Below are 17844 nucleotides of genomic sequence, written 5' to 3'. Positions count from 1 at the left end.
AGCGGGTTCCCAAAAAGACCCGCTTTTTAATGTGATGTGTGGCACATTTACAATGTTAGTCGTATGATAAAACCCTCGCTATACTGAGGAATTATTGATTATGTCTTTCCAAAATGTGCTGATAATCGGTTGGCAATACCTGCGCGCATTTGCGCTGCTCTATTTGTGCCTGATCGCGGGGAATATTATTTCGGCACTGCTTCCCTTCTCTCTCCCCGGCAGCATTATTGGCTTACTTCTGCTGTTTGGTTTACTCGCATCCCAAATTATTCCCTCACACTGGGTAAAACCAGGCTGTAGCCTGTTGATGAAAAACATGACACTGCTCTTTTTGCCCATCGGAGTGGGGATCATGGATTATTACCCACAGCTTAGCCAACAAATGCTCCCCATTCTCCTCTCTTGTATCGTTAGCACAGTGATTGTTATGGTCGTCGTTGCTTACAGCTCCCATTATATTCATCGTAAACGTATCATTATTGGTGCTCAGCAAATGGATACCAACCGGACGAATACTAAGCAACCAGAATTCCCCCTAACACCAACACAGCCATCACAACAGTTATCACAAAAACCGGAAGAGAAAGAAAAATGTTAAGCCATATTTGGTGGTCACTACCGTTAACCCTGATTGTCTTTTACGGCGCTAAAAAGCTGGCAGTACGACTCAAATTGCCTATATTCAATCCCTTATTGATCTCAATGGCCGTTATTATTCCCTTGCTGCTGCTGACTCATACCCCTTACAAACACTATTTTGCCGGTAGCAAGATACTGAACGATTTGCTGCAACCTGCCGTTGTTGCCCTAGCTTTTCCTCTGTATGAACAGCTACATCAAATCCGGGCTCAATGGAAATCCATTATTAGCATCTGTTTTGTGGGCAGTATTGTCGCCATGGTTACAGGGACGGCCATCGCATTATGGGCGGGTGCTACACCTGAAATTGCGGCCTCTGTTCTTCCCAAATCTGTGACGACCCCAATCGCTATGGCTGTGGCCGATTCCATTGGCGGTATTCCTGCCATTAGCGCAGCTTGTGTCATTATGGTAGGTATCTTGGGGGCTATCTTTGGTCACAATCTATTTAACGCCCTAAACATAAAAACCCAGGCGGCACGAGGGTTGGCAATGGGCACAGCATCCCATGCGGTAGGAACGGCGCGCTGTGCGGAAATGGATCATGTTGAAGGGGCATACAGTTCACTGGCCTTAATGACCTGCGGCATTATTACCTCACTGATTGCACCTTTTCTATTTCCAGTGTTGCTGCATCTGTTTGGTTAACCATTTTATAAATGACTATGGCTTCAGCCGTTACAAGATCGCAACAAAAAGGTAAATAAATCCATTAAGACAGCAAAAATTTGACACAGGTTACTAAAACAATGTCTTTATTACACAGATTTCATTAATTATATGCTATTTATCACATTGCAAACCTGAACAGACGTCCTAGAATGACCTTCAATTAATTTGGAGATCATTCTATGCAAGCTCGTTTTCACGCTATTTGGTCAGAAATGACACCTGAACTGCAAAAAACCCTGTTACCTTATATTCGCAACGACGATTTCCCAGCCATGCTGACAGCAGAGCAAGTGGGGTCAATCAAACAATTCAGCGGATTCGATGATCAAACACTGGCATTAGCCTTATTGCCACTTGCAGCAGCCTATTCCCTTGCCCCTATTTCCCATTTTTATGTTGGAGCAATTGCACGGGGAGAAAGTGGTAATCTCTATTTCGGTGCCAATATGGAATTCGCTGGCGTCCCATTACAGCAAACTGTCCATGCAGAACAATCAGCCATCACACACGCCTGGCTACGTGGCGAGAAAAAGCTGGTTGCCATTACTGTCAACTATTCACCTTGTGGCCATTGCCGACAATTTATGAATGAACTGAATAGTGGAACACAATTGGAGGTTTACCTTCCCAACCGTCCACCATTAACGTTGGCCGACTACCTGCCAGAAGCCTTTGGCCCACTCGATTTAGCCGACACACCATTGTTGCTGGATGAGGTTAATCACGGCTATCAATTAACTACCCGTGACGAATTGGTGCAAGCAGCATTGGATGCAGCAAACCGCAGCCATGCACCTTATAGTCAATCCCATGCAGGAATTGCTTTGCAAGATGAACAAGGAAAAATTTATACCGGCCGTTATGCAGAAAATGCGGCATTCAACCCAAGCCTGCCTCCATTACAGGCAGCACTCATTTTCATGAATATGGCAGGCGGCAATTGTCAATCCATCACGCGGGCAGTACTGGTAGAAGGTGAAAATAACCATTTATCACAATGGAGTGCGACAGAATGCACACTAACTGCCCTCGGCTGTACAAAAATAGAACGGCATATGTTTTGACATGCACATCATCCAATAACATTTTATTAGCTAATTCTGCATGTTATCTCTCATTTTTGCTCATGATAATCATATCTAAGTAACATTTACTGTACTTATTGTTTTTATCTTCTTAGGATCGGTAGCCGATTTTGTTATTGATAAGTTCAAAGAGTAAGCATCATGGAACTGGAACACGAAAGTAAACGTCCTCTCTATATTCCCTACGCTGGCCCCATCTTGTTGGAATTTCCTCTGCTGAATAAAGGCAGTGCCTTTACAGAAGAAGAACGTAGTAATTTCAACTTGCATGGCTTATTGCCGCAGGCGGTTGAAACAATAGAAGAGCAGGCAGAACGCGCCTACCGTCAATATGTCGATTTCAAAAATGATATTGATAGACACATTTATTTAAGGAATATTCAAGACACCAACGAAACGCTGTTCTATCGTCTCCTTGATGCCCACTTAAGCGAAATGATGCCTATTATCTACACGCCAACCGTTGGTGCTGCGTGTGAACACTTTTCTGACATTTACCGTCGTGCTCGTGGTCTGTTTATCTCCTACCCAAATCGGGCTTACATTGATGACATGCTGCAAAATGCTACCAAGCAGAATGTAAAAGTTATCGTTGTTACCGACGGTGAACGCATCCTTGGTCTGGGTGATCAGGGCATCGGGGGCATGGGGATCCCTATCGGTAAACTGTCACTGTATACCTCCTGTGGCGGGATCAGCCCTGCTTATACCCTGCCTGTGGTTCTGGATGTAGGGACAAATAACCCACAGCGCCTCAATGACCCACTGTATATGGGCTGGCGCCATCCACGTATTACTGGCAAAGAGTATGATGAATTTGTGGATGAATTTATTCAAGCAGTAAAACGTCGCTGGCCTAACGTACTGCTGCAATTTGAAGATTTTGCCCAAAACAACGCCATGCCACTGTTGAACCGCTACCGCGATGAGCTTTGCTGCTTCAATGATGATATCCAGGGCACCGCCGCCGTTGCCTTGGGTAGCCTGATTGCCGCCAGCCGTGCGGCAGGTCGCCAATTGAAAGATCAAACCGTGGCATTCCTTGGGGCTGGCTCTGCTGGCTGCGGTATTGCAGAGCAGATCATTGCTCAAATGAAATCGGAAGGATTGAGTGATGAACAGGCTCGTGCCCGCGTGTTTATGGTTGACCGCTTTGGCCTCTTGACTGACAAGCTGCCAAACTTGCTGGATTTCCAAAGTGCATTGGTACAGAAAAGCGCTGCCTTACAATCGTGGGATGCTACCAGCGATTCTCTCTCATTGATGGATGTGGTTCGCAATGCCAAACCGACAGTCCTGATTGGGGTTTCTGGTCAATCGGGTCTGTTCACCGAAGAGATCATCCGTGAAATGCACAAACATTGTGAACGTCCAGTCGTGATGCCTCTTTCCAACCCGACATCACGTGTGGAAGCTCGTCCAGAAGACATCATCAACTGGACGGAAGGCAAGGCATTGGTTGCGACAGGAAGCCCGTTTGCTCCAGTAAAATATGACGGTCAGGAATATCCAATCGCACAATGTAACAACTCCTATATCTTCCCAGGGATCGGTTTAGGCGTTATCGCCGCCGGCGCTAAACGTGTTACCGATGATATGTTGATGGCTGCCAGCCGCGCATTAGCGGATTGTTCACCACTGGCACAAATAGGCTCTGGCCCATTGTTGCCACTGATTGATGATATCCAGGATGTTTCCCGCAAAATAGCCAAAGAAGTGGCGAAAAAAGCCCAAATTCAAGGCGTAGCGATTGTTACATCGGAAGATGCATTGGATGAAGCGATTGAACGCAATTTCTGGAAACCAGAATATCGCATCTATAAACGCACTTCATTTTGATAATATGGGTAATAAGCCTGCCAGTTATATTGGCAGGCTTGAAAAATAACCCAATAATCATCCAGCCAGATAAATCATAAATAATTGCTTTATATTTTTTAAATTGAATCCGTTTAGTTCCGATATGATCCCCCAAAACTTGCTTCAATATTTCAAGTCAAGTAGCCTTTAAGGCATTGACTCATCAGCACATATAAGGCAAACAAACATCATGTGGAAGCGCCTGATTACTGGTCTCATTTTTATCATTGCTGTCCTTATATTGGCAGCCATTATGCTTGACCGTTGGGTTAGCTGGAAAACCGCTCCTTACATTTTTGATGATGTCAGGCAACTGCCTGAGCGAGAAGTCGGTATGGTACTCGGCACATCCAAATATTATAAAACCGGTAAATATAACCAATATTATTTCTATCGGATCCAAGGAGCGGTTAATGCTTACAACAGCGGTAAAGTCAAATACCTGCTATTGAGTGGGGATAACGCCCAGCATAGTTATAATGAGCCAATTACCATGCGGAAGGATTTGATCAAAGCAGGAATTCCAGCCAGTAACATTGTGATGGATTTTGCCGGTTTCAGAACATTAGACTCGGTTGTCAGAACCCGCAAGGTATTTGATACCAACGATTTTACTATCATCACTCAGCGCTTTCATTGCGAACGGGCCCTGTTTATCGCTATGCATTTTGGTATAGAAGCGCAATGTTATGTAGTTCCCTCCCCCAAGAATATGATGACCATCCGTCTGAGGGAAGTATTAGCGCGTCTCGGTGCCTTGACTGATCTCTATATTTTAAACCGTGAACCTCGATTTTTAGGCCCATTAATGCCGATCCCTGTCCCACATACTGTACCAACAGGAATTCACGGTTACCCTGCGGTATCACCAGAAGAGTTACAAGAATTAGAAAGGAAGCCGCAAAGGAAATAAAAATGGATAAAAAATCAGAGCAACCTATTTAATCAGCTTCTTGCCCTCGATCTTTCAAGTTGCAGTTTACCGACAAAACTAAAACTGCAACCTGAAATCTGTTAACCTGTTAAAATCCGTCAGAGGTAAAATGGATGGCAACGCTTTTGCTAAACTTTACCTGCCAACTTTACTGTTAAACTGCGCCAGAGCTTTTCCATCGGCCCCTGGGAATAACGTTTCAACCACCAGCAAGCAAACCAGATATTCAATGCCCAGATAAAGGGAATAAATGCTATTAACTCCAAACGGCTAAACTGCCCAAATAACTCAAAGCGATAAAAAAGTGTGGTACAAACCAGTGTTTGCAACAAGTAGCTACTCAGTGCCATTTTCCCGACCTGCCGGAGCCAAAACGTGAGTTTCCAACGGGAAATAGCAGGCCAAAACCCATAGAACAGTGCGATATAAGCCAATGCCAACAAGGGTGTTGCCAATTCAGTGATGGTATAACGGACAGTCCAGGATGCAAAATAACTGTAGGGATATAAATATTGTATCGACAAGGCAATAACCTGAATCGTCAAACCAACGGGGATCAGGCATAATGCTAATCGGCGGTAATGCTTACGGCTGAATTCCCCTTTTAACCAACCATTACGCAGCAACATAGCACCACAAAGCATGACACCCATTATTTGCCAGCCATATTGCACAATCACCACAATCATCGCGCCGCTTATCTGACGAATCCGGTACTCTATGGCTAATAATCCACCATACATTTTCCAGTCGCTTTCATAAGAAATATCTTCCGGTGTAGGCTGCCAAAATGAATTATTTTCCGCTAAGGGAAAAAGCCCCAGAAGGTAAAACATCATGACGCCAAATAAATAGAAAGTTACCGCTGTACCAAACAATTTTTGACGATTATGGATAAAACGCCATGCCAATAAGCCAACAACGCCATATGACAACAAAATGTCGCCATCCCATAGCAAAACACCATGCAATAAACCAATAACAGCCAAAACCAGTAACCTGGGGATATTCCAATCACGCCCCCGCTGCCGAAGCAATTCGAGTGATGCTCCGAACAACAGCGTCAAAATGAACAAAAACTTTCCCTGAGTAAAGGTGTTCAATACAGACCATGTCATCACGTCAGAGAACGAGACTGAATTTTTATAAAACAGATTCATATAGGCTGCATATGGCAAGGCAAAACTGGAAATGTTCAGCAGCAATATTCCCAAAATGGCAAAACCGCGCACGCTATCAAGTATCTCAATTCTCTGGCACATTACCCCATTACAACTGTGTTTCATAGTAATAGAAATTCATCATGATAAGTGCAAATGACGCACAGCACGCAGGAATTCCTGTCGTGTATTCTGGCTGGTTTTAAATAATCCACCCAGCGAAGTCGTCGTTGTGGTACTGGTCGCATCGCGAATACCACGCGCTTTCACGCAATAATGGACAGCATCGATGGAAACAGCGACATTATTTGTGCCAAGCAGGGTTTGTAGTGCAATCAAAATCTGCTGTGTTAAACGCTCCTGCACTTGCGGGCGCTGGGCAAAAAACTGGACAATGCGGTTAATCTTTGACAAGCCAATGACTTTATCTTTCGGAATATAAGCAACCGTGGCTTTGCCATCAATAGTGACAAAGTGGTGTTCACAGGTGCTGGTCATTGTAATATCACGCACTGTCACCATTTCATCCACTTTCATTTTATTTTCTATCAGCGTAATTTTCGGGAAATTGTTATAATCTAACCCTGAGAAAATCTCATCCACATACATTTTCGCGATACGACCCGGCGTATCTGCCAAACTGTCATCACTCAAATCAAGATTTAACAACTTCATAATTTCTGTCATATGTTCCTCAATGCGTGCTTTACGCACTTCTGGCGCCAAGGTGGGTCCACGCAATGGGGTTTCAAGGCCACGTTCAACCAGTGCCGAATGCACCAGCGCAGCTTCTGTACTTAGGGATGACATCAGTTTCTCCAAGGTAAATATTTCCGTTACTTGACGGGAAATCGGGACACTTATTTTACGCAGATATCAGCGAATGTAATACCATACAATATCTATTTTATTTATCTTGTTCTGCGCCTATATCGTATACACGAATAGGCGCAGAACTATACCTGTACATCATCAATGCACCAAATCAGGATGGTTCACGATGAGTATTGGTGCGATAAAATACCAGCAATCCGGCAATGAGCAACCCAATAAATGCGATATACAGTGCAGGCTCCAATTTGCCTGTCAGCCATGTCGAAGTAGCTGATAACATGGGCCCTACCAATTGCCCCAGCGCATAACCCGTGGTCAGTAATCCCGCCATATATCGAGCATGATCGGGAGCCAATTCACGGCCATACTGCAAAGCAAGCTGCACTACACACATAAATCCACCACCTATCAGCAATGCCCCAATCATCAAACCACCAATATCCGGTAATATTTCCGCAATTAAAATACCCAGTGCCTGAAGCCATAACGTGACCGCCAGACGGATTTGAGATGTTGCTACATGACGCAGCAAAATTCCCAGCATGATACCAATGACCGAAGCACCACCAAATATTGGCCAGACAAACTGGGCAAACAAGCTATCAGGAAAACGCTCTGTCGCCATTTGGGAAAGAAACGTCGCAGGCAAAATATAGCCAAACCCAGCCAAACTATAACACCACACCAATCGCTTGATTTCTGGTGTCATACTCAGTGTTTGGATCGCCGTCTGCGGACGGTGTAATTCACCGCTGCGAGGCAGATAACGACTGACATAAATACTGAATAACAGCGCCAGAACGCCATATAATATCCACGCACTGGCGGCGCTCATCTGCCAGGATTGAATCCCAATTGCTAGCATGCCACTAATAAAGATCCCCACACCCGTCCCTGAAAAAACGGCGGCACTCAATCCTGGACGATTTAATTTTGCTAATTCATCATTTGACCATGCGGCTACCAATACCAACGTCCAGCCACTTGCCCAGCCGATAAAAAAGCGGGCAATACTGTGCAATATGGGTCCATCCAACAATGCGGAAAGCAGGGTGATAATGACGGCTCCCCATAAACCGCTCCACAAACGATATTCCACAAAACGTTGCGCTCGCATGGCATCATAAGAACCCGCCAGATAGCCGAGGTAATTGAATGCTGCAACTATTCCCACACTCGTTAATGTGAGTTGGGACTCAGCGATCATCAATGGAACTTGTGGGGTAAAAGTGAAGCGTCCTATTCCCATTGCAACAACCAAAGCGAAAAAACCGCTTAATGCAATCTGAAAAGATTGATAGTTACGACTACCAGATGCAACAGTTTGATTTTTCATAGTGATTAAATAGTAATAAAATTAATTGATTTGGTGGGTATTATTCAGTTATAACAAACCATGAATATAATATACATCTTTTATTAACAACCCCTTCCTCTGTGATAGTCGCCATTACCTGTCATTCCCCATCAATGCAATCTTTGCCATAATGCATTCAATATAAGCATAAACACTTGTCCGCAATTTGCGGCGTATAGGGAGTTTCTTATGGATCACTGTCATGCCTCAGACTTAATCTCACTTGATCAAGCACTCGAAAAATTACTGACCCACACCATTCCCCTCACCGCTACCCCACTCATCACGACAGAAACCATTAGCCTGACCGAGTCTACGGGCAGAATTACCGCCACTGATATCATTTCCCCGATCAACGTACCCTCGTTTGATAACTCAGCAATGGATGGTTATGCTATTCGCCTTGCAGATCTTAGCGAAAACCAAACCTTGCCAATGGCAGGAAAAGCGCTGGCGGGTATGCCATTTCAGCAGGAATGGCCGGCGGGCAGTTGCATTCGTATTATGACCGGTGCTCCCATTCCTGCAGGCGCAGATGCCGTTGTTATGCAAGAACAAACGGAAGTTACCGAAACAGGAATTCGCTTCACTCATCCGGTAAAACCGAAGCAAAACATTCGCTCCATCGGTGAAGACATCCACCAAAATACGGTGGTATTAGCAAAAGGGATTAAACTCTCCACAGCACAATTACCGCTAATTGCTTCACTAGGCATTGCAACGGTTGATGTTGTCCGCAAACTGAAAGTTGCCATTTTTTCTACCGGCGACGAATTACAAGCCATCGGTGAACCCTTACAGGCAGGTCAAATTTACGATACCAACCGATTTGCTATTCGCCTGATGTTGGAAAAAATGGGTTGTGACATCATCGATCTTGGCGTAATCCGCGATGATCCCGATGCATTGCGTCAGGCCTTTATCGAAGCAGATAAACGAGCTGATTTAGTGATCAGCAGCGGTGGCGTTTCTGTTGGTGAAGCGGATTACACCAAGCAAATCTTAGAAGAAGCAGGAAAAATCAGTTTTTGGAAACTCGCCATTAAACCGGGTAAGCCTTTCGCCTTTGGCAAATTGGAAAATGCCTGGTTCTGCGGCTTACCCGGCAATCCGGTGTCTGCCGTACTCACCTTCTACCAATTAGTACAACCATTGATTGCCCATCTATCGGGTTTTACCGCATGGCAACCGCCTATGCGTCTCACAGCCAAGACAACAACCCCCTTGAAAAAATCCCCTGGCAGACTGGATTTCCAACGCGGTATTGCTTCACTGAATGAATATGGTGAATTAGAGGTACAAACTACGGGTCATCAAGGCTCGCATATCTTTAGTTCATACAGTCTCGGCAACTGTTTTATTGTGTTGGAACGGGAACGTGGACATGTTGCTGCGGGTGAAACCGTGCAAATTGAATTTTTCAACTATTTACTGAAAAATTAATCACTGAAAAACCAATAATAAGATACCGAAAAATGACAGTCGAACTTACTGATGAAGAAACTTTGCGTTATAACCGACAGATTATCTTGCGTGGTTTCGATTTCGACGGGCAGGAAACATTAAAATCAGCCAAGGTGTTAATAGTGGGTGCGGGGGGACTGGGTTGTGCAGCTTCCCAATATCTTGCAGCGGCGGGTATTGGGACAATTAGCCTGCTGGATTTTGATACGGTCTCCCTTTCCAATCTGCAACGGCAGATCCTGCATCGCGATGAACGCATTGGTATGGCAAAAGTGCATTCTGCGGCGCTGACCCTGCGGGAGATCAATCCACACATCACCATCAACCCCATTGAAGGGTTACTGGATGATCCGGCATTAGATGAGCTAATCAGCCAACACAAAATTGTGCTCGACTGTACAGATAATATTGCCATTCGTGAACAGCTCAATCGCTTGTGTTATGGACGTAAAATAACATTGGTATCGGGTGCTGCGATCCGCATGGAAGGCCAGCTTTCTGTCTTTACTTACCAACCGAAAGAGCCTTGTTATCGTTGCCTGAGCCGCTTGTTTGGTGAAAACAGTCTGACTTGTGTTGAAGCCGGTGTCATGGCGCCATTAGTAGGCACTATCGGCGCCTTGCTGGCAATGGAAACCATTAAACTATTAACCCAATACGGGCAAACCTGTCGTGGTAAAGTATTACTTTTCGATGCAATGACCATGCAATTTCGCCAAATGACATTGCGGAAAGATCCCTTGTGTGAAATTTGCCAGTCGCAATGAATATGTCGTTGGAAACTTATTCTGATAAAGAAACATCCAGCCAAATCTGGCTGGATGTTTCTCTTCCAATACAAATCCGGCTTACCCGACAATACCCTGACTTTTCAGATACTCATCATAAGTACCTTTGAAATCAATAACGTTATCGGATTTAATTTCCAGAACACGGCTAGCCAGTGAGCTAACAAATGCACGGTCATGAGAAACGAAAATCAACGTGCCCTGATAAAGTTCCAGCGCAAGGTTCAAAGATTCGATAGACTCCATATCCAGGTGGTTAGTTGGTTCATCCATAACCAGAATGTTAGGCTTCTGCATCATCAGCTTGCCAAACAGCATCCGGCCTTGCTCACCACCGGAAAGTACACCGACTTTCTTCTTGATATCATCCTGCCCAAACAACAAACGGCCGAGAATACTGCGGACTGCCTGCTCATCATCGCCTTCGCGCTTCCATTGGCTCATCCACTCAAATACGGTCATATCACAGTTAAAATCACTGGCATGATCCTGCGCATAATAGCCAATTGTGCTATTTTCAGACCACTTAATTGTGCCGCTATTTGGCGTTTCTTCACCCACTAAGGTCTTCAGGAGTGTTGTTTTACCGATACCGTTTTCACCGATTACCGCCATCTTTTCGCCGACTTCCATCAGCAGATTCAGGTTCTTGAACAGTGCCCCGTTATCGTAACCCTTGGTCAAGCCCTCCAATTCCAGTGCGTTACGGAACAGTTTTTTCTCTTGCTCAAAACGGATATAAGGATTCTGACGGCTGGAAGCTTTCACTTCTTCCAACTGGATCTTATCAATCTGACGGGCACGGGAAGTTGCCTGTTTAGATTTGGATGCATTCGCACTGAAACGGCTAACGAATGATTGCAATTCAGCAATCTGAGCCTTTTTCTTGGCATTATCAGCCAGCAGACGTTCACGAGCTTGCGTTGCGGCAATCATATACTCATCATAATTGCCTGGGAACAAACGCAGTTCGCCATAGTCCAAATCAGCCATATGGGTACATACCGTATTCAGAAAATGACGGTCATGGGAAATGATGATCATCGTGCTGTTACGTTCGTTGAGCACTTCCTCCAACCAGCGGATAGTATCAATATCCAGGTTGTTGGTTGGCTCATCGAGCAGCAAGACGTCAGGATCGGAAAACAGGGCTTGTGCCAGCAATACACGCAATTTCCAGCCCGGAGCCACTGCACTCATTAAGCCATAATGTTGCTCAACAGGAATACCAACCCCCAGCAACAATTCGCCGGCACGCGCTTCTGCACTGTAACCATCCATCTCACCATAAGCGACTTCCAGATCGGCGACACGGTAGCCATCTTCTTCGCTCATTTCTGTCATCGCATAAATGCGGTCACGCTCTTGTTTGACTTCCCATAGCTCCGAGTGCCCCATGATGACAGTATCCAACACGGTATATTCTTCGAAAGCAAACTGATCCTGACGCAATTTACCCAGACGCTCATTAGGATCAAGGCTGACATTACCAGAAGTTGGCGTTAAATCTCTGCCCAGGATTTTCATGAAAGTGGATTTGCCTGCGCCATTCGCCCCAATCAAACCATAGCGGTTACCGTTGCCGAATTTGACAGAAATATTTTCAAACAGTGGCTTACTGCCAAACTGCATAGTGATGTTGTTTGTACTTAACACAACTGTTGCTCTTATAAGTGAATAAAAAGGGAGATGATAAAACCGATAGCCGCGCATTATGCCACAACAGAAAAAAAGTATCGCCAGAATGCGTTACTCACTGTTAAAGTCAGGGCAACACCTCAAATAACATACTGAATATTCATTATTTTTCATGAAAAATCTAACCTATTACACTGTGAAATATAGAACAAAAAAAGGCACTGTTATAAACTTCACTCTGAATTTTACAACTCAACAATTCGATATACCGGAAAGAATACAATGCAAAAAGTAAGATGGGGTATTATAGGTTGTGGTAATGTAACAGAAGTAAAAAGTGGCCCTGCTTTTTATAAGTTAGAGAATTCAGAATTAGTTGCCGTCATGCGGCGCAATGCGAATTTAGCCAAAGATTTTGCCGAACGGCACAATATTCGAAAATGGTACTCGGATGCCGAATCTTTAATTAATGATCCGGAAGTTGATGCCGTTTATATTGCTACCCCACCTTCTACCCATAAGAAATACACTATTTTAGCAGCACAGGCCGGTAAAAGTGTTTATGTCGAAAAGCCGATGGCATTAACATTTGAAGAATGTAACGAAATGATTGCCATCTGCCAATTTCAAAAAGTTTCCCTGTTCGTCGCTTATTATCGCAGAGCATTACCGAGATTTATTAAAATAAAAGCGTTAATTGATTCTGGCGCAATTGGTACACCACGAATTGTCAATTGCATGCAATTCCGGGAAATGTCCTCTATCTATCAAGATCCTGATAACTTACCCTGGTTTGTTAAACCCGAAATAGCTGGTGGTGGCTTATTTGTTGATTTAGCTTGCCATACACTCGATATATTGGATTTTCTGCTGGGCAAAATTATCTCAGTCAAAGGACACGCCCATTCACAGGCAAAAGCCTATCCCGCCGAAGACTGTGTTTCCATGTCATTTGTGTTCGAGAATCATGTTCAGGGAGTTGGCATTTGGAATTTTGTCGCCAGTTCTCGCGAGGATAAAGTCGAAATTATCGGTACAAAAGGCAAAATAGTTTTTGCCACATTTGGTGATTCCCCCATTTCACACTATGACGAAAATAACCAACTACACCAATACCATTTCGACAACCCCAAACATATCCAAATGCCATTCATTCAGACGGTTATTAATAACATACAGGGTAATGGTAGTTGCCCATCCACAGGTGAATCTGCCGCTCGCACCAGTTGGGTTATTGATGAAGTATTAAAAGAGTATCGGGAGCGGCAAGTTGTATAAATTTTTAAACTTCCTTAATTTATGCAGGGTAAATTGGCTACTTTAACGATTACAATAACCATCAAAGTATCGCTTTGATGGTTTTAATATATTATTCCTGATCACAAGGTAAGCGCCATCGTTCTGCTGGTTTCTTGATACCCTTCCCTGATATAAAAACGTATCGCATCAACATTCTGAGATAATACGCTCAGTTCAAGGTGTGAATAATGGTTTTCTTGCGCCCACTTTTTCATACCAGCCAGTAATTTCTGGCCAATTCCAAGATTTCTGGCATCCTGACTCACCATTAAGTCAAAAACATAACCATAAGTTCTCGGAACCAGGCAATTAAAGGGAGCCGTCGTTTGCTCTTGAGCAATAGCAAAACCTTTAATGCTGCCATTCTCATCTTCTGCAACTAATAAATGAAATTTATCGTTATTGATATTGGAAGCAATAAAATCTCTTTCTTGTTCAGCCACTTGCATTCTATCCGGCTGCAACGCCGCCATTTCACTGAACAATACACGATAAAGAGATAAAATAGACTCAATATCCTGCATAGTAGCCGTTTTTATTATCATTATATTCTCTCGATTATTTTTAATGAGTCAGTATGAATTTCCACCAACAGGATAATATAATTATTAAAACGATCAAGTCCCCTCACTGAATACCTCCAATGTGCCAAAATCCCCCGACGAAGCCACAACACTCTCTATTAACAAACATGCAACTGATAATACTGTTGAGTTATATCTGTTTCACTGCGAAGATGGCATCTCTTAAATAACACGTTGTAACTGAGGTTTTTTTAAAATGTCTCTTTCCAAACATCGGGCAGCTTCTTTTCCACTGCTTCCTGTGATTTTATTGTTACTGTCAATGACATCAATCCAAGCCGGAGCCTCACTGGCTAAAACATTATTTCCTGTCATTGGTGCGCCTGGTGTCACCGCTCTGAGACTTGCATTAGGAACGATTATTCTATTTCTGATTTTTAAACCGTGGCGACTGAAATTTCAGCGTTCTTCATTACTCCCTCTTTTCGCCTATGGCATTTCCCTGGGAGCAATGAACTATCTGTTTTATCTGTCCTTATCCCGAATTCCACTCGGCATTGCCGTTGCGCTTGAGTTTACCGGACCTTTAGCGGTAGCCATGTTTTCTTCCCGCCGTCCTCTGGATTTTCTCTGGATTGCCATGGTCATTGCCGGATTAAGCTTCCTGCTGCCAATCGGGAATAGCGTCAATACCCTCGATCCTATAGGTATTGTGTACGCACTGGGAGCCGGTGTTTTTTGGGCACTTTATATTATTTTTGGGCAACGTGCTGGGGCGGGCTATGGTGCTGCGACGGTCTCTATCGGTTCACTCATTGCTGCCTTTATCTTTTTCCCAATTGGATTAATACAGACTGGGACTGAACTCCTGTTCGATACTTCTCTGCTGCCTATTGCCCTGGGGATCGCTATTTTATCCACCGCATTTCCTTACACTCTGGAGATGATTGCCCTTACTCGCCTGCCGGCCAAAACATTTGGGACATTAATGAGCCTTGAGCCTGCATTGGGAGCATTATCAGGCATCATCTTCCTTAATGAGCACTTGACAAAAATTCAATGGATTGCTCTCTTTTGCATTATTTGTGCTTCTATAGGCTCCACCTCAACTATTAAGCGGAAAACTAAAATAGAAAAAGTAGAATAATGACTTTAAAAATACTGATATGATCCCGTGATCTTGATAAATTTCTATGATTTATCGAAACAAATATTGAGCAATAAAATAAAAATATTATTCCTCATTAAGTTAGGGCCGCATCCGTGGCCTTTTTCCATCAACAACAGATATTGATGGAAAAAACATTAAAAAAAGAAGTTATAACCTTAAAAATCCCGCAAACCTTTAAAAAGATCATTTTTCTCTCTATAATCCCTGTTTGATTCAAAAATAAACATGAGGATTCTATAAGATGGATATCGAAGTCAAAGATTCTAACGGCGCATTACTGAACGATGGTGATTCAGTTCAGGTTATCAAGGATTTGAAAGTCAAAGGGACTTCCAAGACACTGAAACGCGGCACGCTGATCAAAAACATCCGCCTGACCCACCGCGAAGATGAAATTGAATGCAATGCCGATAAAATTAAGGGATTAGTCCTGAAAACCTGTTTCCTGAAAAAAATAGATAAATAACAGTTACAATCCTATTCTTGCTTAAAGGATAAATAATATTAACTTTTATATTATTTATCCTTGAGAAGGAAGAGCTAATCAGCCCGCCCTTGCCTCCAACTCAAATCACGCGTGACACTTCTGATCTGAATTCGCGACTATATAGGGTTCTATTAATAGCAGCTTGGTTAATGTCTTGGACGAAGGTTTACTTTCTTCCCCTTTAGGTACTACAAAAAACTCACCTTGCTTTATTATTACGTGATCATTTTTAAAATCTATACGAAGTTCACCTTCAATAACCATAAATACCTTGTCTTCATCTTCATGTGTGTGCCATATAAAATCACCTTCAGCGAGCAATATAATTATCTTATATTCGTTTGTTTGAGCTATCACCTTCGGTGACCAAATTTCTTCTATTAAATCAAATTCTTGTTTTAAATTATTAATTTTTCTCAATGCGGCAATATGGCTCATGTTATATCCTTTTCCTTTAACTAGTTTTTGGTTTAAATTTTAAACAATTGCCCATTCCATGAAATTATAGTCTTCCCGTTTTTTATAGTGACATACTGGTAAAAAAATTTAAACATTCAGTTTATCTGGCACCGAGAGTAGTATCCCCATCATTAAAATTGAATAGTATTACTCATATTAAATCAGGCGACTAATTATTACCTCTGCTAATTAAATTTTCTCGCTAAAAAAATAACAATATCACTTATAAAATCAATCCATTAAATAAATAATTCATAAATCAAGCCTTAGAAAAACACTAAATAGATTGGAATTTCAACCAAGAGAATTTATGATAAATATGTTTTTATTCTGATACAGAGTAAAGACATTGAAAATATTAAAATTTATATAGAGGTTACAAGATGAAGACTTCACTTACTCTATGCACAGCTATTCTGCTATTAATATCCTGGAATACATTTGCAACAGAAGCAAAATTGAATGATAAATCTGAAAAATGCCAAGAACGCGCACGTACTATATGTGCCAAGCATATTAAACATCATAAAAAATACCAATTTTGCCTTAAAGAGGTATATAGCGAATGTATGCACCAGATATAACTTAAACTATATTGAAGAACAGTGTTCTCAATAGGTTGTAAGTTCCAGCCCTAGATATATACCCGTCATTATTGAAGGCATTAGTGCCCTAATAATGGCGGGTATATATAACCTGACTAACAATCTCTAAATTATTCCTTATTGACATTGATTCATAATTATTTATCATGAGAAATTAATTTATTAAAATAAAAAAAAATAAACCCAACATAAACTTATCCTAATTTAAATCCAAATTAAGATAATGTTCATAAACCAACTTCTGATTGAGCAGCATCCAAGTTATTCGAGCATTCTCCGTCTTATCGGCACTTATACTCATACCAGAATCTTGAGTTTATTGTTCATAACCGCAATAAATCAATAATATTATATTTATATTGTTTTTAATAAGTTATGATATGAAAAACGTTATTTTATTTACCATAAGCTAAAACAGGATTTTCTCAGATAAAAAAAATATCATCTACTTTTTAAAAAAGCATTTTTAAAACATAAACATAAACATAAACATAAACATAAACATAAACATAAACATAAACATAAACATAAACATAAACATAAACATAAACATAAACATAAACATAAACATAAACATAAACATAAACATAAACAACAATCGACAATTAATTCTTACATATCAATATGTACTTAAATTGTTTTTGATATAGATCCCATTTTTATCAATAGTAAAAAAAAACTATTGACTTAATAACAGTCAAAGTTAAAAATCAATTTAGTTAGCTAACTATATAAAATGATATATTCACGTAAAAGATAAACAGTAAATAGGAGTTTTATAATGGAAATTGAATTTATTGAAGAATCCGAATCATCTATTGAAGTTCTTTGCAATAGCGTTGGTTGCCCATGACTAAAATACTTCCCC

At 42.1% G+C, this 17844-nt stretch carries 16 protein-coding genes; 10 read left to right on the top strand and 6 right to left on the bottom strand.

Features of this window, described 5'->3' with window-relative positions; genetic code table 11:
* The first annotated feature begins 100 nt into the window (after positions 1-100).
* The 5 genes from Xedl_RS40390 to sanA all read left to right on the top strand — a co-directional run bounded on the left by Xedl_RS40390 (position 101) and on the right by sanA (position 5169).
* The gene (locus Xedl_RS40390; protein ID WP_074022460.1) at positions 101-598 is read left to right on the top strand and encodes a CidA/LrgA family protein; all 498 of its coding nucleotides are present in this window, start codon (positions 101-103) and stop codon (positions 596-598) included.
* On the top strand, positions 592-1287 hold the full coding sequence (locus tag Xedl_RS40385) for a CidB/LrgB family autolysis modulator (RefSeq protein WP_074022459.1): 696 nt from the start codon (positions 592-594) through the stop codon (positions 1285-1287). The genes Xedl_RS40390 and Xedl_RS40385 overlap by 7 nt, the downstream gene beginning before the upstream one ends.
* 203 nt (positions 1288-1490) lie before the next feature.
* The gene (cdd, locus tag Xedl_RS40380; RefSeq protein ID WP_074022458.1) at positions 1491-2375 is read left to right on the top strand and encodes a cytidine deaminase; all 885 of its coding nucleotides are present in this window, start codon (positions 1491-1493) and stop codon (positions 2373-2375) included.
* Between the two features lie 162 nt (positions 2376-2537).
* Entirely contained in the window at positions 2538-4235 is a 1698-nt protein-coding gene (locus Xedl_RS40375; protein WP_074022457.1) for an NAD-dependent malic enzyme, read from the top strand.
* A 211-nt stretch (positions 4236-4446) separates the two neighbouring features.
* The gene (sanA, locus tag Xedl_RS40370; protein WP_074022456.1) at positions 4447-5169 is read left to right on the top strand and encodes an outer membrane permeability protein SanA; all 723 of its coding nucleotides are present in this window, start codon (positions 4447-4449) and stop codon (positions 5167-5169) included.
* A 149-nt stretch (positions 5170-5318) separates the two neighbouring features.
* Here sanA and yeiB read toward each other — a convergent pair whose 3' ends face one another.
* The 3 genes from yeiB to Xedl_RS40355 all read right to left on the bottom strand — a co-directional run bounded on the left by yeiB (position 5319) and on the right by Xedl_RS40355 (position 8520).
* The gene (gene yeiB / locus Xedl_RS40365) at positions 5319-6476 is read right to left on the bottom strand and encodes a DUF418 domain-containing protein YeiB (protein ID WP_074022455.1); all 1158 of its coding nucleotides are present in this window, start codon (positions 6474-6476) and stop codon (positions 5319-5321) included.
* A gap of 15 nt (positions 6477-6491) precedes the next feature.
* Positions 6492-7160 (bottom strand): GTP cyclohydrolase I FolE, encoded by a 669-nt coding sequence (gene folE / locus Xedl_RS40360; RefSeq protein ID WP_074022454.1) that lies wholly within the window; start codon positions 7158-7160, stop codon positions 6492-6494.
* Between the two features lie 175 nt (positions 7161-7335).
* A complete protein-coding gene (locus tag Xedl_RS40355; RefSeq protein ID WP_074022453.1) occupies positions 7336-8520 on the bottom strand; it encodes a YbfB/YjiJ family MFS transporter in 1185 nt (394 codons plus the stop codon).
* Between the two features lie 210 nt (positions 8521-8730).
* Here Xedl_RS40355 and moeA point away from each other — a divergent pair, with 210 nt between their 5' ends.
* On the top strand, positions 8731-9984 hold the full coding sequence (moeA, locus tag Xedl_RS40350) for a molybdopterin molybdotransferase MoeA (RefSeq protein ID WP_074022452.1): 1254 nt from the start codon (positions 8731-8733) through the stop codon (positions 9982-9984).
* Between the two features lie 32 nt (positions 9985-10016).
* Positions 10017-10772, top strand: a complete 756-nt coding sequence (moeB, locus tag Xedl_RS40345) for a molybdopterin-synthase adenylyltransferase MoeB (RefSeq protein ID WP_074022451.1) — start codon at positions 10017-10019, stop codon at positions 10770-10772.
* 81 nt (positions 10773-10853) lie between these two features.
* Here moeB and Xedl_RS40340 read toward each other — a convergent pair whose 3' ends face one another.
* A complete protein-coding gene (locus Xedl_RS40340) occupies positions 10854-12449 on the bottom strand; it encodes an ABC-F family ATPase (protein ID WP_074022450.1) in 1596 nt (531 codons plus the stop codon).
* A 264-nt stretch (positions 12450-12713) separates the two neighbouring features.
* Between Xedl_RS40340 and Xedl_RS40335 the strand changes: the two genes are divergently transcribed.
* Positions 12714-13709 (top strand): Gfo/Idh/MocA family protein, encoded by a 996-nt coding sequence (locus tag Xedl_RS40335; protein ID WP_074022449.1) that lies wholly within the window; start codon positions 12714-12716, stop codon positions 13707-13709.
* Between the two features lie 101 nt (positions 13710-13810).
* Here Xedl_RS40335 and Xedl_RS40330 read toward each other — a convergent pair whose 3' ends face one another.
* Positions 13811-14275: a GNAT family N-acetyltransferase gene (locus tag Xedl_RS40330; RefSeq protein ID WP_074022448.1), complete on the bottom strand. Its 465-nt coding sequence runs from the start codon at positions 14273-14275 to the stop codon at positions 13811-13813.
* A gap of 235 nt (positions 14276-14510) precedes the next feature.
* Here Xedl_RS40330 and rhtA point away from each other — a divergent pair, with 235 nt between their 5' ends.
* Complete coding sequence (gene rhtA, locus Xedl_RS40325) at positions 14511-15401, top strand: threonine/homoserine exporter RhtA (RefSeq protein WP_074022447.1); 891 nt, start codon at positions 14511-14513, stop codon at positions 15399-15401.
* Positions 15402-15666: 265 nt separating this feature from the next.
* Positions 15667-15891, top strand: a complete 225-nt coding sequence (locus tag Xedl_RS40320) for an alkylphosphonate utilization protein (protein ID WP_074022446.1) — start codon at positions 15667-15669, stop codon at positions 15889-15891.
* Positions 15892-15996: 105 nt separating this feature from the next.
* Here the strand turns inward: Xedl_RS40320 and Xedl_RS40315 are convergent, their stop codons facing one another.
* Positions 15997-16350: a cupin domain-containing protein gene (locus Xedl_RS40315; protein WP_083600258.1), complete on the bottom strand. Its 354-nt coding sequence runs from the start codon at positions 16348-16350 to the stop codon at positions 15997-15999.
* Positions 16351-17844 lie beyond the last annotated feature (1494 nt).

The sequence above is a fragment of the Xenorhabdus eapokensis genome, assembly GCF_001908105.1.
This window is presented reverse-complemented; position numbering and strand designations above follow the sequence as displayed.